Annotated in this window: 23 protein-coding genes; 6 read left to right on the top strand and 17 right to left on the bottom strand. The window is 36.9% G+C overall.

The genetic code is table 11. The features are described from left to right. Window positions 1-27: 27 nt before the first annotated feature. The 3 genes from FEDK69T_RS13430 to truA are packed head-to-tail and all read right to left on the bottom strand — an operon-like array spanning window position 28 to window position 3283. Complete coding sequence (locus tag FEDK69T_RS13430) at window positions 28-789, bottom strand: cyclase family protein (protein ID WP_035630466.1); 762 nt, start codon at window positions 787-789, stop codon at window positions 28-30. Further along, a complete protein-coding gene (locus FEDK69T_RS13425; protein ID WP_035630468.1) occupies window positions 786-2540 on the bottom strand; it encodes an ABC transporter ATP-binding protein in 1755 nt (584 codons plus the stop codon). The genes FEDK69T_RS13430 and FEDK69T_RS13425 overlap by 4 nt, the downstream gene beginning before the upstream one ends. After that, entirely contained in the window at window positions 2540-3283 is a 744-nt protein-coding gene (gene truA / locus FEDK69T_RS13420; protein ID WP_023574720.1) for a tRNA pseudouridine(38-40) synthase TruA, read from the bottom strand. The genes FEDK69T_RS13425 and truA overlap by 1 nt, the downstream gene beginning before the upstream one ends. A 241-nt stretch (window positions 3284-3524) precedes the next feature. On the opposite strand from truA, the gene FEDK69T_RS13415 reads away from it, so the two are divergent. Next, complete coding sequence (locus FEDK69T_RS13415; RefSeq protein WP_023574719.1) at window positions 3525-4022, top strand: metallophosphoesterase family protein; 498 nt, start codon at window positions 3525-3527, stop codon at window positions 4020-4022. A gap of 2 nt (window positions 4023-4024) precedes the next feature. Here the strand turns inward: FEDK69T_RS13415 and FEDK69T_RS15565 are convergent, their stop codons facing one another. From FEDK69T_RS15565 to FEDK69T_RS13395, 4 genes are all read right to left on the bottom strand, one after another. Beyond that, entirely contained in the window at window positions 4025-5710 is a 1686-nt protein-coding gene (locus tag FEDK69T_RS15565; protein WP_023574718.1) for a tetratricopeptide repeat-containing sensor histidine kinase, read from the bottom strand. An 85-nt stretch (window positions 5711-5795) separates the two neighbouring features. Continuing rightward, complete coding sequence (locus FEDK69T_RS13405; RefSeq protein ID WP_023574717.1) at window positions 5796-6086, bottom strand: hypothetical protein; 291 nt, start codon at window positions 6084-6086, stop codon at window positions 5796-5798. Between the two features lie 27 nt (window positions 6087-6113). After that, on the bottom strand, window positions 6114-6779 hold the full coding sequence (locus tag FEDK69T_RS13400) for a response regulator (RefSeq protein WP_023574716.1): 666 nt from the start codon (window positions 6777-6779) through the stop codon (window positions 6114-6116). A gap of 204 nt (window positions 6780-6983) precedes the next feature. After that, on the bottom strand, window positions 6984-7394 hold the full coding sequence (locus FEDK69T_RS13395; protein ID WP_023574715.1) for a DUF4293 domain-containing protein: 411 nt from the start codon (window positions 7392-7394) through the stop codon (window positions 6984-6986). Between the two features lie 183 nt (window positions 7395-7577). Here FEDK69T_RS13395 and rho point away from each other — a divergent pair, with 183 nt between their 5' ends. Continuing rightward, window positions 7578-9311 carry a transcription termination factor Rho gene (rho, locus tag FEDK69T_RS13390; protein WP_023574714.1) on the top strand — a complete coding sequence of 578 codons (1734 nt, stop codon included), beginning with the start codon at window positions 7578-7580 and terminating at the stop codon, window positions 9309-9311. Between the two features lie 10 nt (window positions 9312-9321). On the opposite strand, the gene FEDK69T_RS13385 is transcribed toward rho, so the two are convergent. The 4 genes from FEDK69T_RS13385 to FEDK69T_RS13370 all read right to left on the bottom strand — a co-directional run bounded on the left by FEDK69T_RS13385 (window position 9322) and on the right by FEDK69T_RS13370 (window position 13016). Next, window positions 9322-9708, bottom strand: a complete 387-nt coding sequence (locus tag FEDK69T_RS13385) for a hypothetical protein (RefSeq protein ID WP_023574713.1) — start codon at window positions 9706-9708, stop codon at window positions 9322-9324. 65 nt (window positions 9709-9773) lie between these two features. Then, window positions 9774-10862, bottom strand: coding sequence for an endonuclease (locus tag FEDK69T_RS13380; protein WP_023574712.1), 1089 nt, complete (start codon window positions 10860-10862; stop codon window positions 9774-9776). Window positions 10863-10876: 14 nt separating this feature from the next. Then, a complete protein-coding gene (locus FEDK69T_RS13375) occupies window positions 10877-12091 on the bottom strand; it encodes an RsmB/NOP family class I SAM-dependent RNA methyltransferase (RefSeq protein ID WP_035630471.1) in 1215 nt (404 codons plus the stop codon). 49 nt (window positions 12092-12140) lie between these two features. After that, entirely contained in the window at window positions 12141-13016 is an 876-nt protein-coding gene (locus FEDK69T_RS13370) for an AraC family transcriptional regulator (RefSeq protein ID WP_023574710.1), read from the bottom strand. Between the two features lie 101 nt (window positions 13017-13117). Here FEDK69T_RS13370 and FEDK69T_RS13365 point away from each other — a divergent pair, with 101 nt between their 5' ends. After that, complete coding sequence (locus FEDK69T_RS13365) at window positions 13118-13477, top strand: DUF983 domain-containing protein (protein ID WP_023574709.1); 360 nt, start codon at window positions 13118-13120, stop codon at window positions 13475-13477. Between the two features lie 41 nt (window positions 13478-13518). Beyond that, complete coding sequence (locus FEDK69T_RS13360; RefSeq protein WP_023574708.1) at window positions 13519-14607, top strand: WD40/YVTN/BNR-like repeat-containing protein; 1089 nt, start codon at window positions 13519-13521, stop codon at window positions 14605-14607. A 25-nt stretch (window positions 14608-14632) separates the two neighbouring features. Here FEDK69T_RS13360 and FEDK69T_RS13355 read toward each other — a convergent pair whose 3' ends face one another. The 3 genes from FEDK69T_RS13355 to FEDK69T_RS13345 are packed head-to-tail and all read right to left on the bottom strand — an operon-like array spanning window position 14633 to window position 16063. Beyond that, entirely contained in the window at window positions 14633-15079 is a 447-nt protein-coding gene (locus FEDK69T_RS13355) for a hypothetical protein (protein ID WP_023574707.1), read from the bottom strand. 3 nt (window positions 15080-15082) lie between these two features. Continuing rightward, window positions 15083-15490: a hypothetical protein gene (locus tag FEDK69T_RS13350; protein ID WP_023574706.1), complete on the bottom strand. Its 408-nt coding sequence runs from the start codon at window positions 15488-15490 to the stop codon at window positions 15083-15085. A 30-nt stretch (window positions 15491-15520) separates the two neighbouring features. Next, window positions 15521-16063, bottom strand: a complete 543-nt coding sequence (locus FEDK69T_RS13345) for an RNA polymerase sigma factor (protein WP_023574705.1) — start codon at window positions 16061-16063, stop codon at window positions 15521-15523. A gap of 260 nt (window positions 16064-16323) precedes the next feature. Between FEDK69T_RS13345 and FEDK69T_RS13340 the strand changes: the two genes are divergently transcribed. Further along, a complete protein-coding gene (locus FEDK69T_RS13340) occupies window positions 16324-16995 on the top strand; it encodes an HAD family hydrolase (RefSeq protein ID WP_023574703.1) in 672 nt (223 codons plus the stop codon). Between the two features lie 7 nt (window positions 16996-17002). Here the strand turns inward: FEDK69T_RS13340 and FEDK69T_RS13335 are convergent, their stop codons facing one another. Then, entirely contained in the window at window positions 17003-18289 is a 1287-nt protein-coding gene (locus FEDK69T_RS13335) for a cryptochrome/photolyase family protein (RefSeq protein ID WP_023574702.1), read from the bottom strand. 6 nt (window positions 18290-18295) lie between these two features. Then, window positions 18296-18754 (bottom strand): SRPBCC family protein, encoded by a 459-nt coding sequence (locus FEDK69T_RS13330; protein WP_023574701.1) that lies wholly within the window; start codon window positions 18752-18754, stop codon window positions 18296-18298. A 135-nt stretch (window positions 18755-18889) separates the two neighbouring features. Between FEDK69T_RS13330 and FEDK69T_RS13325 the strand changes: the two genes are divergently transcribed. Further along, complete coding sequence (locus FEDK69T_RS13325; protein WP_023574700.1) at window positions 18890-19741, top strand: DUF2911 domain-containing protein; 852 nt, start codon at window positions 18890-18892, stop codon at window positions 19739-19741. A 47-nt stretch (window positions 19742-19788) separates the two neighbouring features. Here FEDK69T_RS13325 and FEDK69T_RS13320 read toward each other — a convergent pair whose 3' ends face one another. After that, complete coding sequence (locus FEDK69T_RS13320; protein WP_023574699.1) at window positions 19789-21471, bottom strand: sodium:solute symporter; 1683 nt, start codon at window positions 21469-21471, stop codon at window positions 19789-19791. Window positions 21472-21557 lie beyond the last annotated feature (86 nt).

Raw genomic sequence — 21557 nt, 5'->3', positions numbered from 1 at the left:
TCCCAAAAAAGTTTATTGGTCAAATAATTAGTTTAAAATAGCAACAACTCTTGCTGGCCCTGCCGATGCTCCCTTAATTTTCAAAGGAAAAGCCGCAACCTGAAATCCGGTATAAGGCAAAGCGTCAAGGTTGACCAATTGTTCCATATGGCAGTATTCTTTCTCTCGGCCCACCAAATGTGCTTCCCAGAACAATTCGGAGTTGTTTGTTTTTTTAGCCTGTTCAATCAGATAAGGTAGGGGCAAATCCCATCCCCATTGATCGATCCCCATTATTTTTATGCCCTGATCGATTAACCAAACCGTGGCTTCGGCGCTCATTCCGGTACCTGTTTTATAATAGTTTTTGGTATTGATAAACTTGTCCCGACCGGTTTTTATCAAAACGATCATTCCAGGTTCCAGCGTGAGGTTTTGCCCTTTTAGGAAATGTTGTAAATCGGAAACAGTAATCGGTTCGAAATCAGCTTTATGGGACATGTCAAATACGATACCGGGAGCAAAAAGCCATTCCAACGGAACTTCGTCGATTGTTTTTGCTTTTTTTCCTTCGCTGGTTGGTGCATAATGATAAGGGGCGTCCAAATGTGTTGTGGAATGCACTCCCATTTTCTGAATGGTATCATCAGCCCAGCCTGTAAAGTTTTTAGGGAACAGACGAAACGGCAAACCAAAAAGCCGGATAATCCATTTTGCTTTCTGATGGGGTTTGTGCTTTATTTTCACCTTCATAAAGAAGGGATCTTCGGGATTGTGCTGTATTGTTTTGGAAAGATCAATGATTCTCATGAAATTTCATTGGATAAAAATTGTGACTCGTATAAACTTTTGTAATAACCTTCTGGTTTGGCAATGAGTTCGAAATGTTTGCCTTCTTCTACAATCTGTCCTTTATCCATCACGATGATTTTATCGGCATTGATAACGGTTGCCAAACGGTGTGCAATAACAATGGAGGTTCTTCCTTTTGTAATTTTTTCGGTTGCCAGCTGAATCAATTCTTCCGAATAAGTATCGATGGACGATGTAGCTTCATCCAAAATCAAAATACTCGGATTGCTGACATAAGCCCGCAAGAAGGCAATCAATTGACGCTGACCCGATGAAAGCATGGCTCCTCGTTCTTTTACGTTGTAATCATAACCGCCCGGCAAACTCATGATGAAATTGTGTACACCGATTCTTTCTGCAGCGAGTATAACTTCTTCTCTGCTGATATCCGGATTGTCCAGTGTGATGTTGTTCAGGATAGTATCAGCAAAGAGGAAAACGTCCTGTAAAACAATAGCAATCTGTCGGCGAAGACTGTATAAATCAAACTCGTTGATGTCGGTTCCGTCAATTAAAATACGCCCGTTACTGATTTCGTAAAATCGGTTCAATAGATTAATGATAGTCGATTTTCCTGCTCCGGTGGCACCAACAATGGCAATGGTTTCACCTGCGTTTATATCCAGGTTAATGCCTTTCAGCACTTCTTCTCCTTCAATGTAGCTGAAATGAACATTCTCCAATGTAAGGTCTCCTTTAAAATGACCCGCCGTCACGTTGCCGTTTTCCTGCACCAGGTCTTCACGCTCCAAAACTTCAAAAACTCGTTCGGCCGCAATGATTCCCATTTGCATCACGTTGAATTTATCCGCAATCTGGCGTAACGGGTTGAACAACATTCCGATAAGCATTGTGTAAGCGAACAAATCCCCGAAAGTCGTCATGGTATCGCCGTGCATAATGTTCCATCCGCCATACCAAACCACCATACCCAAAGTTAATGACGACAAGATATCGGCAATGGGGAAGAAGATGGAGTTGTACAGAATATTTTTTAACCAGGCTTTGTTGTGTAATTCATTGATTTTTTTGAATTTCTCCAACTCAATTTCTTCACGGTTGAAAAGCTGAACGATTTTCATTCCGGTAACGCGTTCCTGAACAAAGGTGTTCAAATTGGCTACTTGATTACGCACTTCTTCAAAAGCGACTTTCATTTTTTGCTGAAAAATACGTGTCGCATACAGTAAGACAGGCATTCCGAGTATCACTATGAAACTTAGTTTCCAGTTCATGTAAAACATGATTCCGAGTACGACCGTCATTTTCATCAAATCACTCACAATCATGAACAATCCCTGACTGAAGATACTGGCGATGGATTCGATATCGGTAACCGATCGTGTTACCAGTTTTCCCACCGGTTCAGTATCGAAATATTTCATTCGGAATGTCGTAATGTGATGAAATAATTTTTCGCGTATGTCTTTTACAATGTCCTGACCCAGCCAGCTTGCCCAATAGGTAAAGAAAAACTGTGAACCGACTTCGAGTACCAATACGACACCCATTAATATGATATAATTCAATAGCCCAACCTGATCGTGAACTTTAAGATAAGTATCTATGGTCTGTTTTAACAAATAAGGGCGGACTGCTGCAAAAACGGAAAGCGTAATTGAAAACAGTACAACCATATAAAGCCTTTTTTGATAAGGTTTTGCATAGTGCATTACTTTTTTAAGCGATATGGATTGTATGACTTTCATTACTGCTGGTGAATATACGGATAAATTACCTTGGTTAAATATAATCCGTGAGCAGGTACTGAAAATCCGGCATTTCCTCTGTTTTTGCTTTCGATTATTTTTCGGAAATCCTCGAATGAAATTTTACCGATGCCAACTCCGATTAACGTTCCGACAATTGCCCTAACCATATTTCGTAAAAACCGGTCGGCGGAAATAGTGAAAACCAGTTTTGTTCCGTTTTGTTGCCAATAGGCTTCTTTGATAACGCAGTTAAAGGTTTTTACATCGGTATGTGTTTTCGAAAAGCATTCAAAATCGATGTAGTCGAACAGGATTTTTGCAGCTTCATTCATTTTATCTACGTCAAGCGGATGAAAATGATACCAGCTTCCTTCGTTTTCAAACGCATCTTTGAAAGTGTGGATGTGGTATTCATAGGTTCTGCTGATGGCATCAAACCTTGCATGGGCATCATCTTTAAGCGGAATTATACGGAAAACCACGATGTCTTTCGGCAAAAATGAATTTAATTTCTGAGTCCAATAGGCAGAATCCAAGATTTCATCATGATCGAAATGCGCATACATTTGTTTGGCGTGTACGCCTGTATCGGTGCGACCTGCCCCTGTAATCTCTATTTCTTTTCTGAACAGAGTGGTTAAGGCTTTGACTAAAGTTTCCTGCACGGATACAGAGTGAGGCTGGTATTGCCAACCGTGGTAATTTTTTCCGTTGTAAGCAAATTCTATGAAATATCTCAAGGTGTATAAACTCTAAGTTGTAAGAGTAGCAAATTTACAAAGTTTTGATTTGTGATTGTTGATTTTTATTTTGATAGGTACTAAGTAGCTAAGATGCTGAGGGACTGATGTTCAAGGTGGTTGTTTCTGATTTATTTAATTTGGAATTTGCGAAATGCCTTGTGGATATTTACCTTAGCAGCTCGTTACTCAGTATATCTTAGCATCTCAGTGCCTTAGAGTCTTAGCACCTTCACAAAAAATGAAAAAAATCCTTCTTCTTTCCGATACCCACAGTCATATTGATGAAACGATTTTAAAATATGTCCGCATGGCCGATGAAGTATGGCACGCCGGGGATATTGGAGATTTATCGGTTACGGATACCATCAAAAAAATAAAGCCGTTGCGAGCGGTTTACGGTAATATTGACGATGGGAAAGCACGCTTGGAATTTCCACTTAATAATCGGTTTATGTGTGAAGGCGTGGATGTCTGGATTACGCATATTGGTGGTTATCCGGGAAAATACAATCAGGATATTCGAAGTGAAATAAGATCCAATCCGCCAAAGTTGTTTATTTGTGGACATTCCCATATTTTGAAAGTGCAGTTTGATAAGGAACTGAATTTGCTGCACATGAATCCTGGTGCTGCTGGGAAACATGGTTTTCATCAGGTACGAACCATGCTGCAGTTTGAAATTGACGGGGATAAAATTCAGAATTTGAACGTAGTGGAAATTGGAACGCGCGTCTAATTTTAGTTTGTAATCGGTATTTTGATATAAATCAATGTTCCCATTTTTTCTGTGGAAATGATATCTATGCTTCCTTTTAGGCTTTTGATACGCGTTTTTATCTGCGAAAGTCCAAGCCCTTCTTTGTGCTTTCCTTGTATAGCGTTGAATCCTTTTCCGTTATCTTCGATATTTACGGAAAGCAGACTGTTGTCTTTATCAACTGTTAAAAAAGCTTCAGAAGCATCACTGTGTTTAATAATGTTATTGAACAATTCGGCAACGATAAAGTATAATTTCATTTCGAAATCATTTTGAAAACGGATTTCTTCTTCAATGAAATTGTTAAACTTAAAATGGATAAGCGAATTGGAATTCTTTTCGCATAAATCCTCAAAGGCAGGAATTAAACCCAGTTTCTCTAACACTGGCGGAATCAGGGAATGCGATAAATCACGGACTTTATCATGCGCTTCTTTAATAATGGCTTTGGTTTTTTCCAGTTCGCTTTTTGTTTCAGGATGGTTGGTTTCAAAAGCCATTAAATGTAGGCTGGCCGATGAAAGCAGAGCACTTATGTTATCATGTAAAACACCGGAAAGTCTTTTGCGTTCCTCTTCCTGTCCGTCGATGGTTGCATTTATCAGATTTTGGTGGACGTTATGGCTAAGGTCTTTAAGTTTGTTCTTTTGTTTCAGCTTTAAATTCTGATAAAAGAAATAAAACAAAACACCAGACAACGCAAGGAGTGACAGCATCAGGTAAAGCATTTTTTCGCTTTTAAACTGTTTTTGTTTTAGGAGCTGTTTTTCTTCCTTGTATTTACTTTCAGCTTTTTCCAGTTCGTAACTGGTTCGTATGCCTTCTAGTTCACTGTCAAATTTTTTGACGAGGGCATAATCCAACAAACCCACATATTTGTTTAAATATTTAGTGGCAGATTTATAGTCGCCCATGTTTTCATAGGCACATGAAATGTTTAAATAATAATTAGAAAAATAAGTGTCAAGAGAATCGTTCTGATTGTCTTTTATTAATTCCGAATATAAGTCAATGGCTTTTTTGTAGTTTATGTCTTCCACCAGATAATGAACCCCCAAGTTGCTTTTTGCGGTGTTGATGGCGTCCTTTACTTTTGATTTTTCGGCATAAATGATACTGGAATCAAGATATTTTTTTGCAATATCCCTTTCTTTTATGTAGGAATGGAAAGCAAAATAATGGTTATAAGCTTCAGCAATTTTTTGGTTGTTCTTTATTTTTTTTGCATATAAAAGTGTGGGTTCTAGGTATTTGAAAGAGTGTTGAGTGTCTTCAATTGCTAAATAAGCGGTAAGAATAATGTGATTCAGTCTTTGACTGATACTGTCATTTTTGGTTTTGGCAGCAATCAGTAATCCTTTTTTCGCGAAATCAATTCCCTTGTCAAATTGCTGTAAACGAATATATGTCCTTGCTAGCTCAGGGTACAATTTAACCTTTTCAAAATCAGATGTCTTGTTTAAATTCGTAAGAGCTTCATAAACTATTTTTAACGAACGCTTCGGTACTTTAATGTCGTTGGTGAGAATGGTTGCCTTCTCATTAATATGTTTAATGTATTTTGGATAATTTTTTTTGTTTAAAAAAAAGGCAGCATTTTTATCTGAGTACTGCAGTGCCTTTTGGAATTGATTTGTTTCTCGATAATATGTAAAAGAATCTTTCACGGCTTTTTGCTGCGAAAAGGCCGTGAAAGAAAATAATAATAGTATCAGGTGTTTTTTAAACAACTTAAAAATGTGTGGTTATTATTTAAATTGAGGTTACTGTAATTTTCGGTTTGATAGAAGTAACTCCATTAAAGATTTCCTGAAATTGTAGGTTTAAAATACCGTTATCAGAGCTAAATGTCGAATATTGCTTTGCATAAGTAGTTGAGGGTTGTGACTGACCCGAATTTAACTGAATACTGATAATGTTGACTTTTTTGATTGAATCGTATTGCGCTGTATAATTGCAATTGTTTGGGATTTCGAAATCAAAATCAAATTCATCTTCAGATGTGGATTGAAAACCGTAGTTTTTTAAAAGTGGTGTAGCCATAATTGTTTTTCTTTTTTGGTTAATATTCTATTGATTGATTAAATTGTGTTTCATGGCAAACTTCACCAGACCGACAGTGCTTTTAACGTTTAGTTTTTTCAGAAGATTTTTGCGATGCGTTTCTACAGTATTCACACTGATGTATAATGCTTCGCTGATTTCCTTACCACTGTATTCCAAGGAAATTAGTTTTAAAATTTCAAGTTCACGGTCTGTTATAGATTCGGGAGTAATCAGGTTATAGGTGTTGCTTTCTGTTTTTGTGTTTCCCGTAAAAGAAAGAAAAATTTTCTCACGTACCGATTTGGAATAATATTCTTCCCCGTTGTAAACCGTGTTGATGGCTTCGATTATGTTTTCTCCGGCAGATTGTTTTGTTAAGTACCCTTTGGCACCTAACTGAAGAACTTCTTTTATAAGTTTCAGGTCATCAAAACTTGAAAAAACTATTACATTACATGGGAATCTGTTTTTATGAAATTCTTTAAGGACTTCAATGCCGTCTTTTTTTGGCATGTTGATGTCCATGAGTATGATGTCGATATTCTTGCCTGTAACTTCATCGACTAGATTTTCACCGGATAGAGAATAACCAACAACTTCGAAATTTTTATTGGTCTTTAAAACGGCAATAAGTCCGTCAATAAGAATTTGGTGGTCGTCGGCAAGGTAGATTCGTATTTTTTCTGACATTCTTTTCAAATTGGTAAAACCAAATGTAAGATTTTAATTTAAAATTTGCATCACTAAAATTAGTGATTTTGTATCACCAAATTTGGTGATATGAACGTTGCAAATCATGAAAACTTCGGAATGTCACTTTACTTTATTGGATAAAAAAATCCGAACCATTTAAGATTCGGATTCTTCGCGCACTAATAAACTAAGATGAAAGGTTTATCGTAATCGGTCTACAGATTTTACGAGATCTTCGTCCTTTTTGATGGCCTTATTGGCTAAGACTAACAAAACGATAGAAATGACAGGAAGAAACATCCCAATACCCTTCTCAGAAACCGTAGCTTCTCCGGATAGGTTTAGTAAACGATACACAAATAATCCTAGTAATATAAAGTTTAATATTATGTTCAGTCTGTTCATCACAAACTGATTTTGTCTTTTCTTAAAACTAACTATGCTTACTAAGGCAAGTGTAGTACACAATCCAAAAATGGCAGCATACACTACATCCAGCATGAAATAGAAATCTTTTCCGGCCATATCTTTCCATAACGGAAAAACAAAAGGCAAAACCCCTGAACAAACAAAGGCAAGGAAAAGATAAACAGTCTGAATTCTTTGTATCATTTTTTGGTTTATTGTCGGACAAAAATAGTTTCTTTTTCCTAGAAATGCTATTGTTTTTTAAATAAAATTCGTATTATTGCAATACAAAATCGTAAGTACTTCATTTTACGATTGTTTCAATTCAAAAAAATCCTTACCCAAATTTTAGTATCACATTACTCTAATTAAATTCAGATACACTACATGTTTGATATTTCTGTGTTAAAAGAAATGAAGCTGCCTGAGCTTCAAGAAATCGCTAAAATCGCTAAAATCAATAAATATCGTAATCTTAAGAAAGACGAATTGGTTTATCAGATTTTAGATTATCAAGCGGCTAATCCTGAGGTTGTTAAGCCTGCGCTTCAGGAAACTCCCCAACCGGAGGAGAAGGCAAAGCGCGCGCGCATTAAGCCTGTTAAAGAAGAATCCGAACAACCTGCTCAGGCTGAGAAAAAAACATTCACTCCTAAGCTTCACAAGAAAGTTGCTGAAACTGAATTAAAAGAAGAAGTTGTTGAAAAACCTACAACAGAAGCATCGGAACCAAAACGCGAAAATTTCGTAAGCAAAAAGAAAGAGTTTGTTAAGAAGCCACACTTTACGAAAGAAAGCAATCAGAATACTAAGATAAGACCTGCGCAAAATAAAGAAGTTGAAGAAACTGCTTCAGTTGCAGAAGTAGCGGAACCAATTACAGAAGCTCCGGTAGCGAAACCTCAAAATCCTAATCAGGGTGGAGCTAATCAGAATACTCCCAATCAGAACCAAAATCCAAGTCAAAAACATAAAAAGCAGAATTTCAGAGAACCTGAATATGAATTCGACGGAATCATTGAAAGCGAAGGTGTTTTGGAAATGATGCCGGACGGTTACGGATTTTTACGTTCTTCGGATTATAATTACCTTGCTTCTCCAGATGATATTTATTTGTCGACTTCCCAAATTCGTTTATTCGGATTGAAAACGGGGGATACCGTAAAAGGTGTTGTTCGTCCTCCAAAAGAAGGAGAAAAATACTTCCCATTAGTTAAAGTGTTGAAAATTAACGGACATGACCCTCAGGTTGTTCGTGACAGAATATCGTTTGAGCATTTAACGCCGGTTTTCCCAACTGAAAAATTCCGCTTAGCAGAAAGACAAAGCACGATTTCGACCCGTGTTATCGATTTGTTTTCTCCAATAGGAAAAGGACAGCGTGGTATGATTGTGGCACAACCGAAAACTGGTAAGACAATGTTGTTAAAAGACATTGCCAACGCGATTGCAGCCAATCATCCTGAAGTGTATTTAATTGTGCTATTGATTGATGAACGTCCGGAAGAGGTAACCGACATGCAGCGCAGTGTAAGAGGAGAAGTAATCGCTTCTACTTTTGATAGAGAGCCGCAGGAGCACGTTAAAATTGCCAACATCGTTTTGGAAAAAGCAAAACGTTTGGTAGAATGTGGTCATGATGTTGTAGTTCTTTTGGATTCGATTACGCGTTTAGCGAGGGCTTATAATACAGTTCAGCCAGCATCCGGAAAAGTTTTGAGTGGTGGTGTTGACGCGAATGCATTGCAAAAACCAAAACGCTTCTTTGGGGCGGCCCGTAATGTAGAAAACGGAGGTTCATTAAGTATCATTGCTACGGCATTGACAGAAACCGGTTCTAAAATGGATGAAGTTATCTTTGAAGAATTCAAAGGAACGGGTAACATGGAATTGCAGTTGGACAGAAAGATTGCCAACAGACGTATTTTCCCTGCTATCGACCTTACATCTTCAAGTACGCGTCGTGACGATTTATTGTTGGATGAAAATACAATCCAAAGAATGTGGATTATGCGTAAATACCTGGCGGATATGAATCCGGTTGAAGCGATGGATTTCATCAACGACCGATTCAAGAAAACCAGAAACAATGAAGAGTTCCTGATTTCGATGAACGATTAAAAATAAAGATTCAGAGAGAGGTTTTAAGCCTCTCTTTTTTTATGGCAATAATCAGCAATACTGTAAAGCATAAAAAGGGGGTAGTGGAAAGAATTATTTTGAAATTAGAGGATAGGATTCCGACAAGTAACACCAAAAGCATAAGTAAGCTAAGCAATACTAAACCAAGTAAATTGAGTTTTTTTGAACTATTGTTTTTAATGGCACAGTATAATAATATCAGTTGACCGCCCAGGCTTCCAAGAATGAGCGGATGGGTTAAGGATTCCAATAAATGAGGCTGCCTGAAAAGTAATTCGTATTCGATTTCATAAAGAAACGCACTTCTTCCTTTTCCCCATTCTGTATAGCCGAATAGGGAAGTTATTAAAAGACCAATATTCGCTAATCGTTTCATAATAGTAAAGTAACAAAAAATCCACCAAAAGGTGGATTTTTTATATGGTAAGTAAAGAAAATGAATTAGTTAACTACTATCTTCTTTGTTATCGTTTTATTGTTTTCAGAAGATAATTTTACCAAATAAAAACCTTTAGGCAAATTATCTAATCTGTAAGTATTTTGGATTGAGGCCGGTTTTTTAATATATTGAATTATTTGACCATTACTATTGATTAACTGAATTTCATTCAATTCTGCTTCAGATACGATGTTAATTCGACTGTCATTTGTGGGGTTAGGGAAGATGGTAGCATTCGCTAAAGCATCGAAAGATTCTGTTGCTAATGTCGAACCCCAAATTACAGATACCCATTCCGGATGATCGATATAAGGATTTCTGTTTCCTTGAGCACCATATACTGCATTGTTTCGGTCTATCTCTTTTTGACTGACAGGATCAGCAATATGCCAACTGTATAGTAGGTCTAAATACCATTGTTCAAAAACTTTGTCGCTGGTACCGTCAAGTACTGTATTGGCATCCGCATCATTTGTTTCCCATCCACCAATTAAATTTTGATAGCAAGTCGCCATGTAAAAATAATTTCTTGCTATATCACCTTTATATTGGTCGGCAGGCTCAAAAACCTGTAAAGAGTAAGGGTAATTTGGAGCTACACAATTTCCTATTTTAGAACCGTTGCTGGCTGTATATGTTGCTGTTCCAACTTTTCCATAAGCTAAGTTTCCTCTAAGGCCATTTACTTTTTTATCAGTAGGCATTACATGAAAGGCATCTGAATACATTGGTGTGGCGTTTGCAAACCAACTTTTAGGGAATGTGTGTTCACGATTATATCTTTGGCATTCTGATGTGCCCAAATTTCCATCGTCTTGATTTCCACCGCTTGCAACGGATCCAAATATAAAATTACAGTTTGAGTAGATATCCCAAACTTTTCCGTCTGGCCTCACGTCGGATGTGTAATACAAATTCCATAATCCCGGCGAATAGCTCACAACAGATGGGTTTTTTATAATATTATATAATTGAGTTTTTAAAGTATAGCCCGTTCCGATAGCAGAATTATAATATCCGGCCGGAATTTGAGCAAAACCAATAGTAACGCTCAGTAGTAATAGTAAGGTTAAGGTGTAGTTTTTTTTCATTTGGGATGGTTGATTTATGGTTTTCTATCCAATAACGCCATGTAAAAACCATCAAATCCTGATTCAGAAGCCAAAACTTTTACATCTTTTACAAAGGTGAAGTTCTTACCGCTTTCCGTTTTCAGGAATTTTTCAATCTGTTCCTGGTTTTCAGATGGTAATACAGAACAGGTAGCATACACTAGCTTTCCCCCTGGTTTCACTATTTTAGAATAGCTTTCTAAAACTTCGGCTTGCACTTTTCGGATATTATCAATGAATTCCGGTTGAAGTTTCCATTTGCTGTCAGGATTACGTTTTAAAACGCCTAAACCGCTGCACGGAGCATCTATTAAAACCCTGTCGGCTTTTTCATGAAGTTTTTTGATGGTTTTTGTTCCTTCAATTACACGGGGTTCAATATTAAAGGCACCGTTTCTTTTAGCGCGAAGTTTTAACTGCTTAAGTTTACTTTCATATAAATCCATTGCAATTAACTGTCCTTTGTTTTCCATCAAAGAAGCGATATGCAATGTTTTTCCTCCTGCGCCGGCACAAGTATCAACAATTCTCATTCCCGGTTTTACATCTAAGAAACGAGCTACTAATTGGGAAGAAGCGTCCTGAACTTCAAACAAACCTTCTTTGAAAGCGTCTGTTAAGAATACATTGGCTCTTTCCTTTAAAATAAGGGCATCCGGATATTCGTTCGGCAGTTCAGTATCGATATCTAAATCCATTAAAATAGCTCGTAATTTTTCGCGAGTGGTTTTCAAAGTGTTTACACGCAAAATCACTTTTGCCTGCTCGTTTTGTGCGTGGAGCTCTTTGGTCCATAATTCTTCGCCTAATTCCTTAGTACCCAATTCATCCATCCAATCCGGAATAGATTCACGGAATTTTCTGATTTTAGAAAGTTCGTCAAAACGACCCTTGATTTTACGAACAGGAGTAGTTTCAAAATATTTCCAATCGGGTAGGGTGTAGCCACGTAAAACGGCCCAAACCGCAAACATTCTCCAGATATTATCTCTATCGTACGGTTCTTTTACTTCGGCAATTTCTGCGTATAAACGCTTCCATCGAACGATTTCGTAAATGGTTTCCGCAACAAATTTTCGGTCATGGCTTCCCCAGCGTTTGTCTTTTTTCAAAGCAAAAGCTACCACTTTATCGGCATATTGTCCTTCATTGAAAATCGCCATCAGCGAATCAATGGTTGTAAATACTAAGTTTCTGTGTAATCTCATCGTAAAAAAATAAGCCTGCAAAGATAGGTAATTTATCTATTTATATGACTTATCTGTATTTTTTTATAAAAGAAGTAGGTGTTTCACCGCATTTTTTTCTGAAAAGTCTCGAAAAATAGGCATAATCTTCATATCCCAAGAGATCAGCAATCTGATTGAAACTCAGTTTCTGTGCTATCATTTCGCGTTTCGCTTCGAGGAAAACCCGTTCCAAAATGATGTCGGTTGTGGTTTTTCCAACCATATTCTGCGTAATTCTGTTTAAGTGTTTTGCCGATATGTTTAACCAGTCGGCATATTGCGAAGGTGATTTTTCTGATTTGTAATGTTCTTCAACCAAAGTCTTAAATTCTTGAAATTTAAGGGTGTATGAATTTTGCGGAACAACTTCCATCTCGTTTTTTTGAATATAATGACGCGTACTTTCGATATAAATCAAATCAATCAGTGAAATTATTTTATTGGTTTTTAATAGGTTATCGGATTGATTTTCAAGATGAATTTGTTCAAAAAGCGATTTGAAATATATAATATCAGATGATTTTAAATACAATAATGGCGAATTCTGAACGCTGTAAAAGAAAGGAAAACTGTTTACCCGATTTTTGGTGTAATGAATGTCATAGTAGGATTGTGTGTGAAAGAATATAAATCCCTGAATATCATCTGATAATTCCCAATGATGTATTTGTCCGGGATTCATAAAAAAAAGGCTGCCCGGCTTTACGTAGTATTTTACAAAGTCAATTTCATGTGTTCCGCTCCCATGTGTAAAAAGTACAGTTAGATAAAAGTTGTGTTTGTGGGGTTTGAAAATGTTTTTATGGCTAGTGATCAAATGATTTACTATAGTATTAGCATAAAAAACTTTTCGTTGCTTGTCCGATTCGAATTGCTGAATGTCTAGGACAGTAAAACTTTTCATGACGAGTTGGTTTTAATAATGTCCTAAAAGTACAAATTATTGTGCAATTCGTCTATAGTCGATTACTGTATAATTCTGAACTTTGTATAAAAATAATTCATATGTCAACTTTAGTAGATATACTCACCGAAAAATGCCCGAAATGCGGAAAAGGGCATGTTTTTTCTGAAAAAGGAAATATTTTTCTTTTTCGTTTACCGAAAATGCACAGCAATTGTTCGCACTGTAATCATAGGTTTGAAAAAGAACCTGGCTACTTTTTTGGATCAATGTTCGTTAGTTATGCGGTTGCTGTCGCTGAAATGGTAGTTTTCTTTTTGATTGCCAATCAGTTTGTTGACAGCTATTTAACCATAGTGGTTTTAATTGGCATACTTTCAGTTGTTTTGAGTACGTTTAATTTCAGGCTTTCACGAATGTTGTGGATTTACCTGCTCGACGGAAAAAACAAACAACTCTAGCAGTAAAAGTTTTGTAATTTAGCATTTCTAAATTTTTAGAAATGAAAAAAAGTTTATTGGCTTTGCTTTCTGCGGTATGTATTTCCTGTAGTGTGAAAAAGGTTTCTGATAATCCGAAATCGGAAATTTCAAATGCTAAGGAAGGGATTTTTAAACCAAGTTTTACTTCGGTGGAAATAGACACTTTGCTGTCTGAAAAACTAAGTATTCGTGCGATTTGCATCGACAGCAATAAAGTTTGGTATGCTGCGAATAATGGTAATTACGGTTATCTGAGTTTGAACAGTCGGAAGAATTTTGTTGGCAATATTGTAAAAGATACCCTGAAACTGGAGTTCAGGAGTATGGCGCAAACGAAGGACAATATTTTTGTTTTAAGTATCGGAAATCCTGGATTGTTATACCGAATTTCAAAAGATGAAAAAGAAACACAACTGGTGTATCAGGAAAAAGGCGAAAAAGTATTCTATGATGCCATACAATTCTGGAATGACAAAGACGGAATTGCTGTCGGAGATCCAACCGAAGACTGTTTTTCATTGATAACCACAAATGACGGAGGCCAAACCTGGAAAAAAGCATCCTGTAAAAGTGTACCCAAGGTGGCTGATGGAGAAGCGTTTTTTGCGGCCAGCAATACTAATATCAACATAAAAGGGAATAAAGTCTGGGTTGCTTCAGGCGGAAAGAAATCGAATATTTTTTATTCAGAGGATAAGGGGAAATCGTGGCATGTTATTGCAACTCCAATTATTCAGGGAAGTGCAATGACTGGAATTTTCTCAGCCGATTTCTATAATGAAAAGATCGGTTTTGCGACAGGTGGTGATTATGAAAAACCGAATCAGAATTTCGGGAACAAAATCATCACGCTTGATGGTGGCAAAACATGGAGCTTAGTTGGTGAAAATGAAGGTTACGGTTATGGTTCCTGTGTCCAGTTTGTACCGGGAAGCAACGGAAATGAATTGGTTAGCGTAGGAGCTTCCGGAGTATATTATTCATACGATCAGGGAAAAAAATGGAAAAAGATAGCAGATTACAAAGATTTGTTTACCATCCGATTCGTTGATTCCAAAACGGCCATTGCTGCCGGCAACAAAAAAATTCTCAGACTAAGATTCAAATAAAAAAAGGAGCAAAACGCTCCTTTTTTTATTTTTTACTCTCTTTAATCTGTTTAATCAGTTTCCGGTTGAAATCGTCTTCCGCTTTTCTCAGTTTAAGGATTTTTACAGAGCCAATTACAGGGCGTAAATCACTGCTGAGTTTTTTGCGTAACTGAAGCATTTTTTCTTCATTATCTTCCATTTGGGCTAAAAGCGCTGCGGCTTCTTTCTCACTCATTTTATCTACGCTTTCTTTATCCATGCGCTTTTTAAAGCTTCTCATTTTCTCATGACGCATTTCAAATTGTTTTTCTTCGAATGTGTTGTAAATAGGCCAGAATTTTTCCGCCTCATCCTTAGATAAATCCAATTCTGTAGTAATAAAAGCTACTTTAAGTTGCTTGATCTGTTCGCGTTTTTCATCGCTTGGCTGTGCGAAGGAAAAGGTGGAAATCAACAGAAAAACTATCGGTAAAAATTTCTTTAGTGTCATATTTTATTCGTTTAAATAAAGGTCTATATCATTTTCGTTTTCAGATAAGTAACTCTCAACTGAATCGTCATTCAATGCTATTGATTTTTCTAATTCATTAATATCATGCTGATCGAGTTCCTGCATGAGTTCATCCGCTGTCATGTTGCTCGCCAGATAGTTTTCAACCGTAGTGTCATCAAGGCTGCTTTTTGAATTAAAATTAAAATAAAAAGTCAAACCAAACACAACTAAAGCAACAGCAGCGGCACTTGAAATCCAAACTGATTTTCGTTGCCATAATGAGATTACTTTCACTTCCTTCTGTGGAAGTTGGCTCATTATTCGGGCTTCAAAATCCTCAAAGTAATTCTCCGGAATTTTAAATCCCGTTTCAATTTTCTTATCGTTATGTAAATCAAACTTTTTCATATGTATTGGACAAAATTTACCTCTAAAGGTTTAATTTTTATTTAAAAATTCTTCAATTTTTTTTACGGCATGAAAGTACGACGCTTTCAGTCCGCCTACCGTAGTCCCGAGTATTTCTGATATCTCTTCGTATTTCAGTTCCTGAAAATATTTCATCTTAAAAACTAATTGCTGTTTTTCCGGTAACAATGCTAAAGCCTTTTGCAGTTTCATCTGAATTTCATCACCATCATAATCAACATCGGCCTGTAAATTGTTAATCATTTTATCTTTTATTTCCTCGCTGGAAATTCCCGATTTTTTGGCTCGCTGATTGATAAACGTAATCGATTCGTTAGTCGCAATACGATACACCCAGGAAAACAATTTACTTTCGCCTTTAAAATTCTTCAGGTTCTGAAAAACTTTCACGAAGGTGTTTTGCAGCACGTCATCAGTATCATCATGATTCAGCACAATAGTACGGATATGATTGTACAACGGACGCTGATACTCGCGTACCAACCTTCGAAACGCTTCATTTTGCGTTTTCGGGTTCAGTAAGTCTGCTATGAATTCTTTTTCGTCCTGCAAGTGAAATCGATTTGTATTAAGACTAAAGTTACGGCAAATAGTTTAATCTTATTGCTTTTTGGAGCGAATGGTCATTTTGTATCGGCAATGGTAATTCCTGCTTTCCGATGCAATCTTTTTTTTGGAATCTTGCTCAAAGGCAAAATCCCAAAAAAAGGATTTTCTCTGTAATCAGGGCTAAATAGTAAGCCATTTTTATTTTTGTTAACAAATAATTCGCGCTGCATTTGTACCTTTGCGACACACAACACGATGATATAATGATAAAGACTGTAATTTTCGATATGGACGGTGTGATTGTCGACACGGAACCGGTTCACAAATATGCTTATTTTACACATTTTGACGAATTGGGAATCCAGGTTTCAGAAGAAATGTATGCTTCTTTTACCGGGAATTCAACCCGAAATGTTTTCCAGCGCATTAAAGACACTTTCGGTTTAGAGCACGATGTAGAAGATTTGATTTTGCGCAAACGCCACCTTTTCAATGAAGCTTTTGATACCAAACCCGATTTGGAATTGATATCAGGAGTACATGATTTGATTAAAAACCTTCATGAAAACGGAATGCAGCTTATTTTAGCTTCTTCGGCATCGAAAGGAACGATTCAGCGTGTTTTCAACCGCTTCGATCTTCACCAGTATTTTACACATAAGGTTAGTGGTGAAGATTTTCCAAAATCCAAACCTGATCCGGCTATTTTCCTGCATGCGGCTTCACTTTCCGTTGCGCCAAAAGAAAACTGTATCGTAATCGAAGACAGCACTAGTGGAATCAAAGCTTCCAAAGCAGCAGAAATTTTCTGTATTGGTTACCACAGTGAAAATTCAAAACATCAGGATTTATCGTTAGCGGACCATATCATTCATCATTTCGATGAAATTAATTATGATATTGTTTCGACTATCAAGTTGAAAAACAACATATAGTAAGGGGTTAGCCAAGAGCTTCTTTATAAACAAGCAAGCATTTTTCCCTTGCTTCTTTATGATCTACAATGGGTTTCGGATAATTTGAAGTTTCAAGTTCCGGAACCCATTTTTTAATATATTTAAAATCTTTATCGAATTTTTTAATCTGTTCACTAGGATTAAAAATCCTGAAATAGGGTGCAGCGTCGACTCCGCTACCGGCAGCCCATTGCCAATTGCCGACGTTGCTTGATTGTTCGTAATCCAATAGTTTTTGTGCAAAATAGGTTTCGCCCCAGCGCCAGTCAATCAATAAATGTTTGCAGAGGAAACTGGCTACTATCATACGCACTCTGTTATGCATATGTCCGGTGGCGTTCAGTTCACGCATTCCTGCGTCGACAAACGGATAACCGGTTTTTCCTTCGCACCATTTTTGAAAAAGTTCCTCATCGTTACTCCATTGGATGGCATCATATTTTTCTTTGAAACTTCGGTTCACTGTATGTGGAAAATGCCATAAAATCTGCATGAAAAACTCGCGCCAGATGAGTTCATTCAAAAAAGTTTCATTTCTTGCTTCGGCGGCTTTCCTTATTATTTCCCGAATAGAAACCACTCCAAATCTTAAGTACACTCCCAACATTGATGTGCCCGAAATAGCCGGAAAGTTTCGTGTGGCTTCATAATTTTCGATTAGTTTATCTGAGATATCAAAGGGTTGAACTTTTATGGATGAAGTTGAAAAGCCAATATCGGATAACGTCAGAAACGGGTAGGAGTGTGGCTTGAAATTGTTAAGTAAGTTTTCTGATGGATTATGAACTAAATTTTTTTTTCTGAAGTTTTCCTTCCATTTTTTCGAATAAGGAGTGTACACAACGTATGGATTCCCATCATCTTTAACCACTTCACTTTTTTCAAAAATCACGTGGTCTTTACAGGTTTTGAATTCAATTCCGTTTTCTTTGAATAGAAGATTTAGCTCGTTATCTCTTTTCCGGGCATACGGTTCGTAATCGTGATTGGTAAAAACAGCTGTAATTTTATTCTCAGCAATAAGTTTCTTGAAGATATTTTCTGGAGTTCCGTGAAAAACAGCAAGTGATTTACCAATGGTTTTAAGTTGCGATTGAATTCTTTCTAATTGATTATGAATGAATGTTATCCGGGCGTCGTCTTTTGATAATTGGGAAAGTATGTTTTCATCAAAAATAAAGATAGGCAACACTTCTTCGCTGCTGTTCAAAGCGTGAAAAAGTCCGGCATTATCATTTAACCGTAAATCGCGTCGAAACCAGAAAATTGTCATGGCTTTTTATTTAAATTCTCCGAAGAGTTCGGTGAGTTTTTGTTTTCTGAAATCGAAAATTTCCTTCAGTTTCGGTTTTACGAGTATTGGATGAAATAATCTTCCGATAAAACCGAAAGGCAATTTATAATGTACAACATCTTCGATTTCCACTCCGCCTTTAATTTCCCTAAAAAAATGTTTGTGATGCCAGAATTTATAAGGGCCGATACGTTGCTCATCTACAAAATATTCCTTTTCCTTAACATGCGATATCTCTGTGACCCATTCCATTACAGCTCCGCTGAAAGGTGAAATTTTATAATGAATAATTTGCCCGGCAAACATTTTTCGTTCGTCACCCGAAAGCGTTTCAAACTTCATGGAATCCGGCGTTATGATATTCAGGTTTTTAGGATCAGAAAAAAAATCCCATGCTTCGTCGATTCCAACGGGTAATTGTTGCGTGTTGCTTATCGAGTACATCTTTTTTCTGTAAAATTACAATTTCGTTTAATTTTATATAAAAGATAATAAACAAAATAAATTTAGAGATATATTAACAGCTGAATTTATATTTTTCCTTATTTTCGTTAGGCATAAATCAAAAAACTGATAAATATGAAAAAAATAATGATTACTGCTATTTTTGCTTTCGCGACATTGGCAATTCAGGCGCAGGTTAAAACACCACAGCCGAGTCCGAGCGCTAAAATTGAGCAGCTTGTAGGTTTAACAAATGTTGAAGTTGATTATTCCCGTCCGAGTATAAAAGGTCGAACCGTTTTTGGTGAATTGGTTCCATTTGGTAAAATTTGGAGAACAGGTGCCAATGCAAATACTACAATTTCCTTCAGTGAAGATGTAATTATTTCAGGTAAGAAACTTGAAAAAGGGAAATATGCTTTATACACTTTCCCTAAGGCGGACAGTTGGGATATTATTTTATACAAGGATACCGATAACTGGGGGGTTCCTCAAAATTGGGATGAATCCAAAGTAGCAGTGCGTGCCACAGTAAAACCGGAGTCGTTAAACCGCAAAGTTGAAACGTTTACAATTGGTATTAATAATTTGGATAACGATTATGGCTTTTTGGAAATGATGTGGGAGAAAACTATTGTAGCTCTTAAATTTGAAGTGCCTACACAGAAAACTGCCATGGAAAGCATCGATAAAACATTGGCCGGACCAAAAGCAGAAGATTATTTTTCATCTGCTCAATATTTGTATCAGTCTAACGGCGATTTGAACAAAGCACTTACATGGGCGAATAAATCCATTGAAATGAAAAAAGATAAAGATGTTCCGTATTGGTTTTATCGTCTTAAATCATTAATTCAGGCAAAAAAAGGCGATAAAGCCGGAGCTATTGAAACTGCTAAATTATCTTTGGCCGGAGCTGAAAAAGATAAAAATATGGATTATGTAAAGATGAATAAAGATTCGATTGCAGAGTGGTCAAAAAAATAAACCGTTTTGATATTTAAATAAAAAAGGCTGTCAATCGACAGCCTTTTTTATTCTTTTGATTTTATTACCGTCTGAAACAGCATTCCTAATATTATAGTGAGAATTGCTCCGATGAAATTCAACCAAAGGAAACTAACTACATCAAGATAGTAAATATAAAATATGGTCAGCTGTGTAATCACGGCGCTCCAGAAAACAGCTTCCGCTTTCACAAATTTCACATAAAAAGCCACAAGGAAAATCCCTAAAACTGTTCCGTAGAAAATAGAACCGATTATGTTTACCAACTGAATAAGGTTTTCAAAAAGTGTTCCCACGCAGGCGAAGAGAATAGCCACAACACCCCAAAGCAGCGTGAATAATTTTGTAGCATTCACAAAATGTTTTTCGGATTTATCGGTTTTCAGGTTTCTTTTGTAGATGTCAATCGTTGTGGTTGATGCCAACGCTGATAATCCTGACGACGACGACGACATGGCTGCTGAAAATATTACGGCAAGCAATAAACCAATCAGTCCTTTCGGTAAATAATTCAGAATGAAATATAAGAAGACATAGTCTTTATCGTTGGTCTCTGTTTTGCTGTCCACTTCACTGATTATTTCCTTTGCCTGTTCGCGTAAATCTTTTTCTTTACCGGAAAGGGAAATCATCTTTTGCTGTAAAATTGGGTTGTCAAAATCCTGATTCAATTGTCCCACATACAACATGCTTATTTCCTTTTTTTCTTCCTGAACCGCATCAAGTTGTTTCTCTAATTTTTCAAAATCGGCTTTACGGTCAGAATTTTTTACCAGCTCGTTATTGGTCGGATTGAAATGTAACGGGGCTGAATGGAATTGGAAAAATACAAAAACCATTACGCCGGTTAATAGAATCAAGAACTGCATAGGAACTTTCAACAGACCATTCATGATTAAACCCAACTGGCTTTCGCGAATTGATTTTCCTGTCAGATAGCGGCCAACCTGCGATTGATCGGTTCCAAAATAGGATAGAGCCAGGAAGAATCCGCCTGTAATTCCGCTCCAGAAAGTATATCGGGTTTCAGGGTTAAACGAAAAATCAAGGATATCCATTTTATCATTGGCTCCTGCAATTCCGAGGGCATTACTGAAGCTTAATTCGTCTGGGAGGTAATTCAGAATCAGAAAAAAGGCAATGAACATTCCCGTCATGATGACAAACATTTGTTGTTTTTGGGTAACGTTGACAGCTTTCGCTCCGCCCGAAAAAGTATAGATAATTACCAGTACACCTATGACAACATTCATAAGGGTAAGATTCCATCCTAATAAAGCTGATAGGATAATTGCCGGTGCATAAATAGTTAAACCGGTTCCGAGTCCGCGCTGCACTAAAAATAGGATAGAAGCAATTGAACGTGTTTTTACATCAAAACGTTGTTCAAGGAATTCATAAGCTGTAAAAACTTTCAGCCGGTGATAAATCGGAATAAAAGTGATGCAGATGACCACCATGGCAATCGGTAACCCAAAATAAAACTGAACGAAGCCCATTCCGTCATGATAGGCTTGCCCTGGAGTCGAAAGAAATGTAATCGCACTTGCCTGCGTTGCCATTACGGATATACCCACCATCCACCAAGGTGTTTCGTTGTTTGCCAAAATATATTCTTCGACGTTTTTACTTCCTTTGGTTTTCAAGGTTCCGTAAATAACTATGAACAATAGCGTTACTGATAATACAATCCAATCGATTAGTTGCATGGCTTAGGCGTACATTTGCATTAAAAAATAGAACAATAAGATATAAAATGCATTAAGCAACAATACAATAGTGTAGCTTCTTTTCC

Origin of the sequence: Flavobacterium enshiense DK69, assembly GCF_000498495.1 — a bacterium.
Lineage (GTDB): Bacteria > Bacteroidota > Bacteroidia > Flavobacteriales > Flavobacteriaceae > Flavobacterium > Flavobacterium enshiense.
This window is presented reverse-complemented; position numbering and strand designations above follow the sequence as displayed.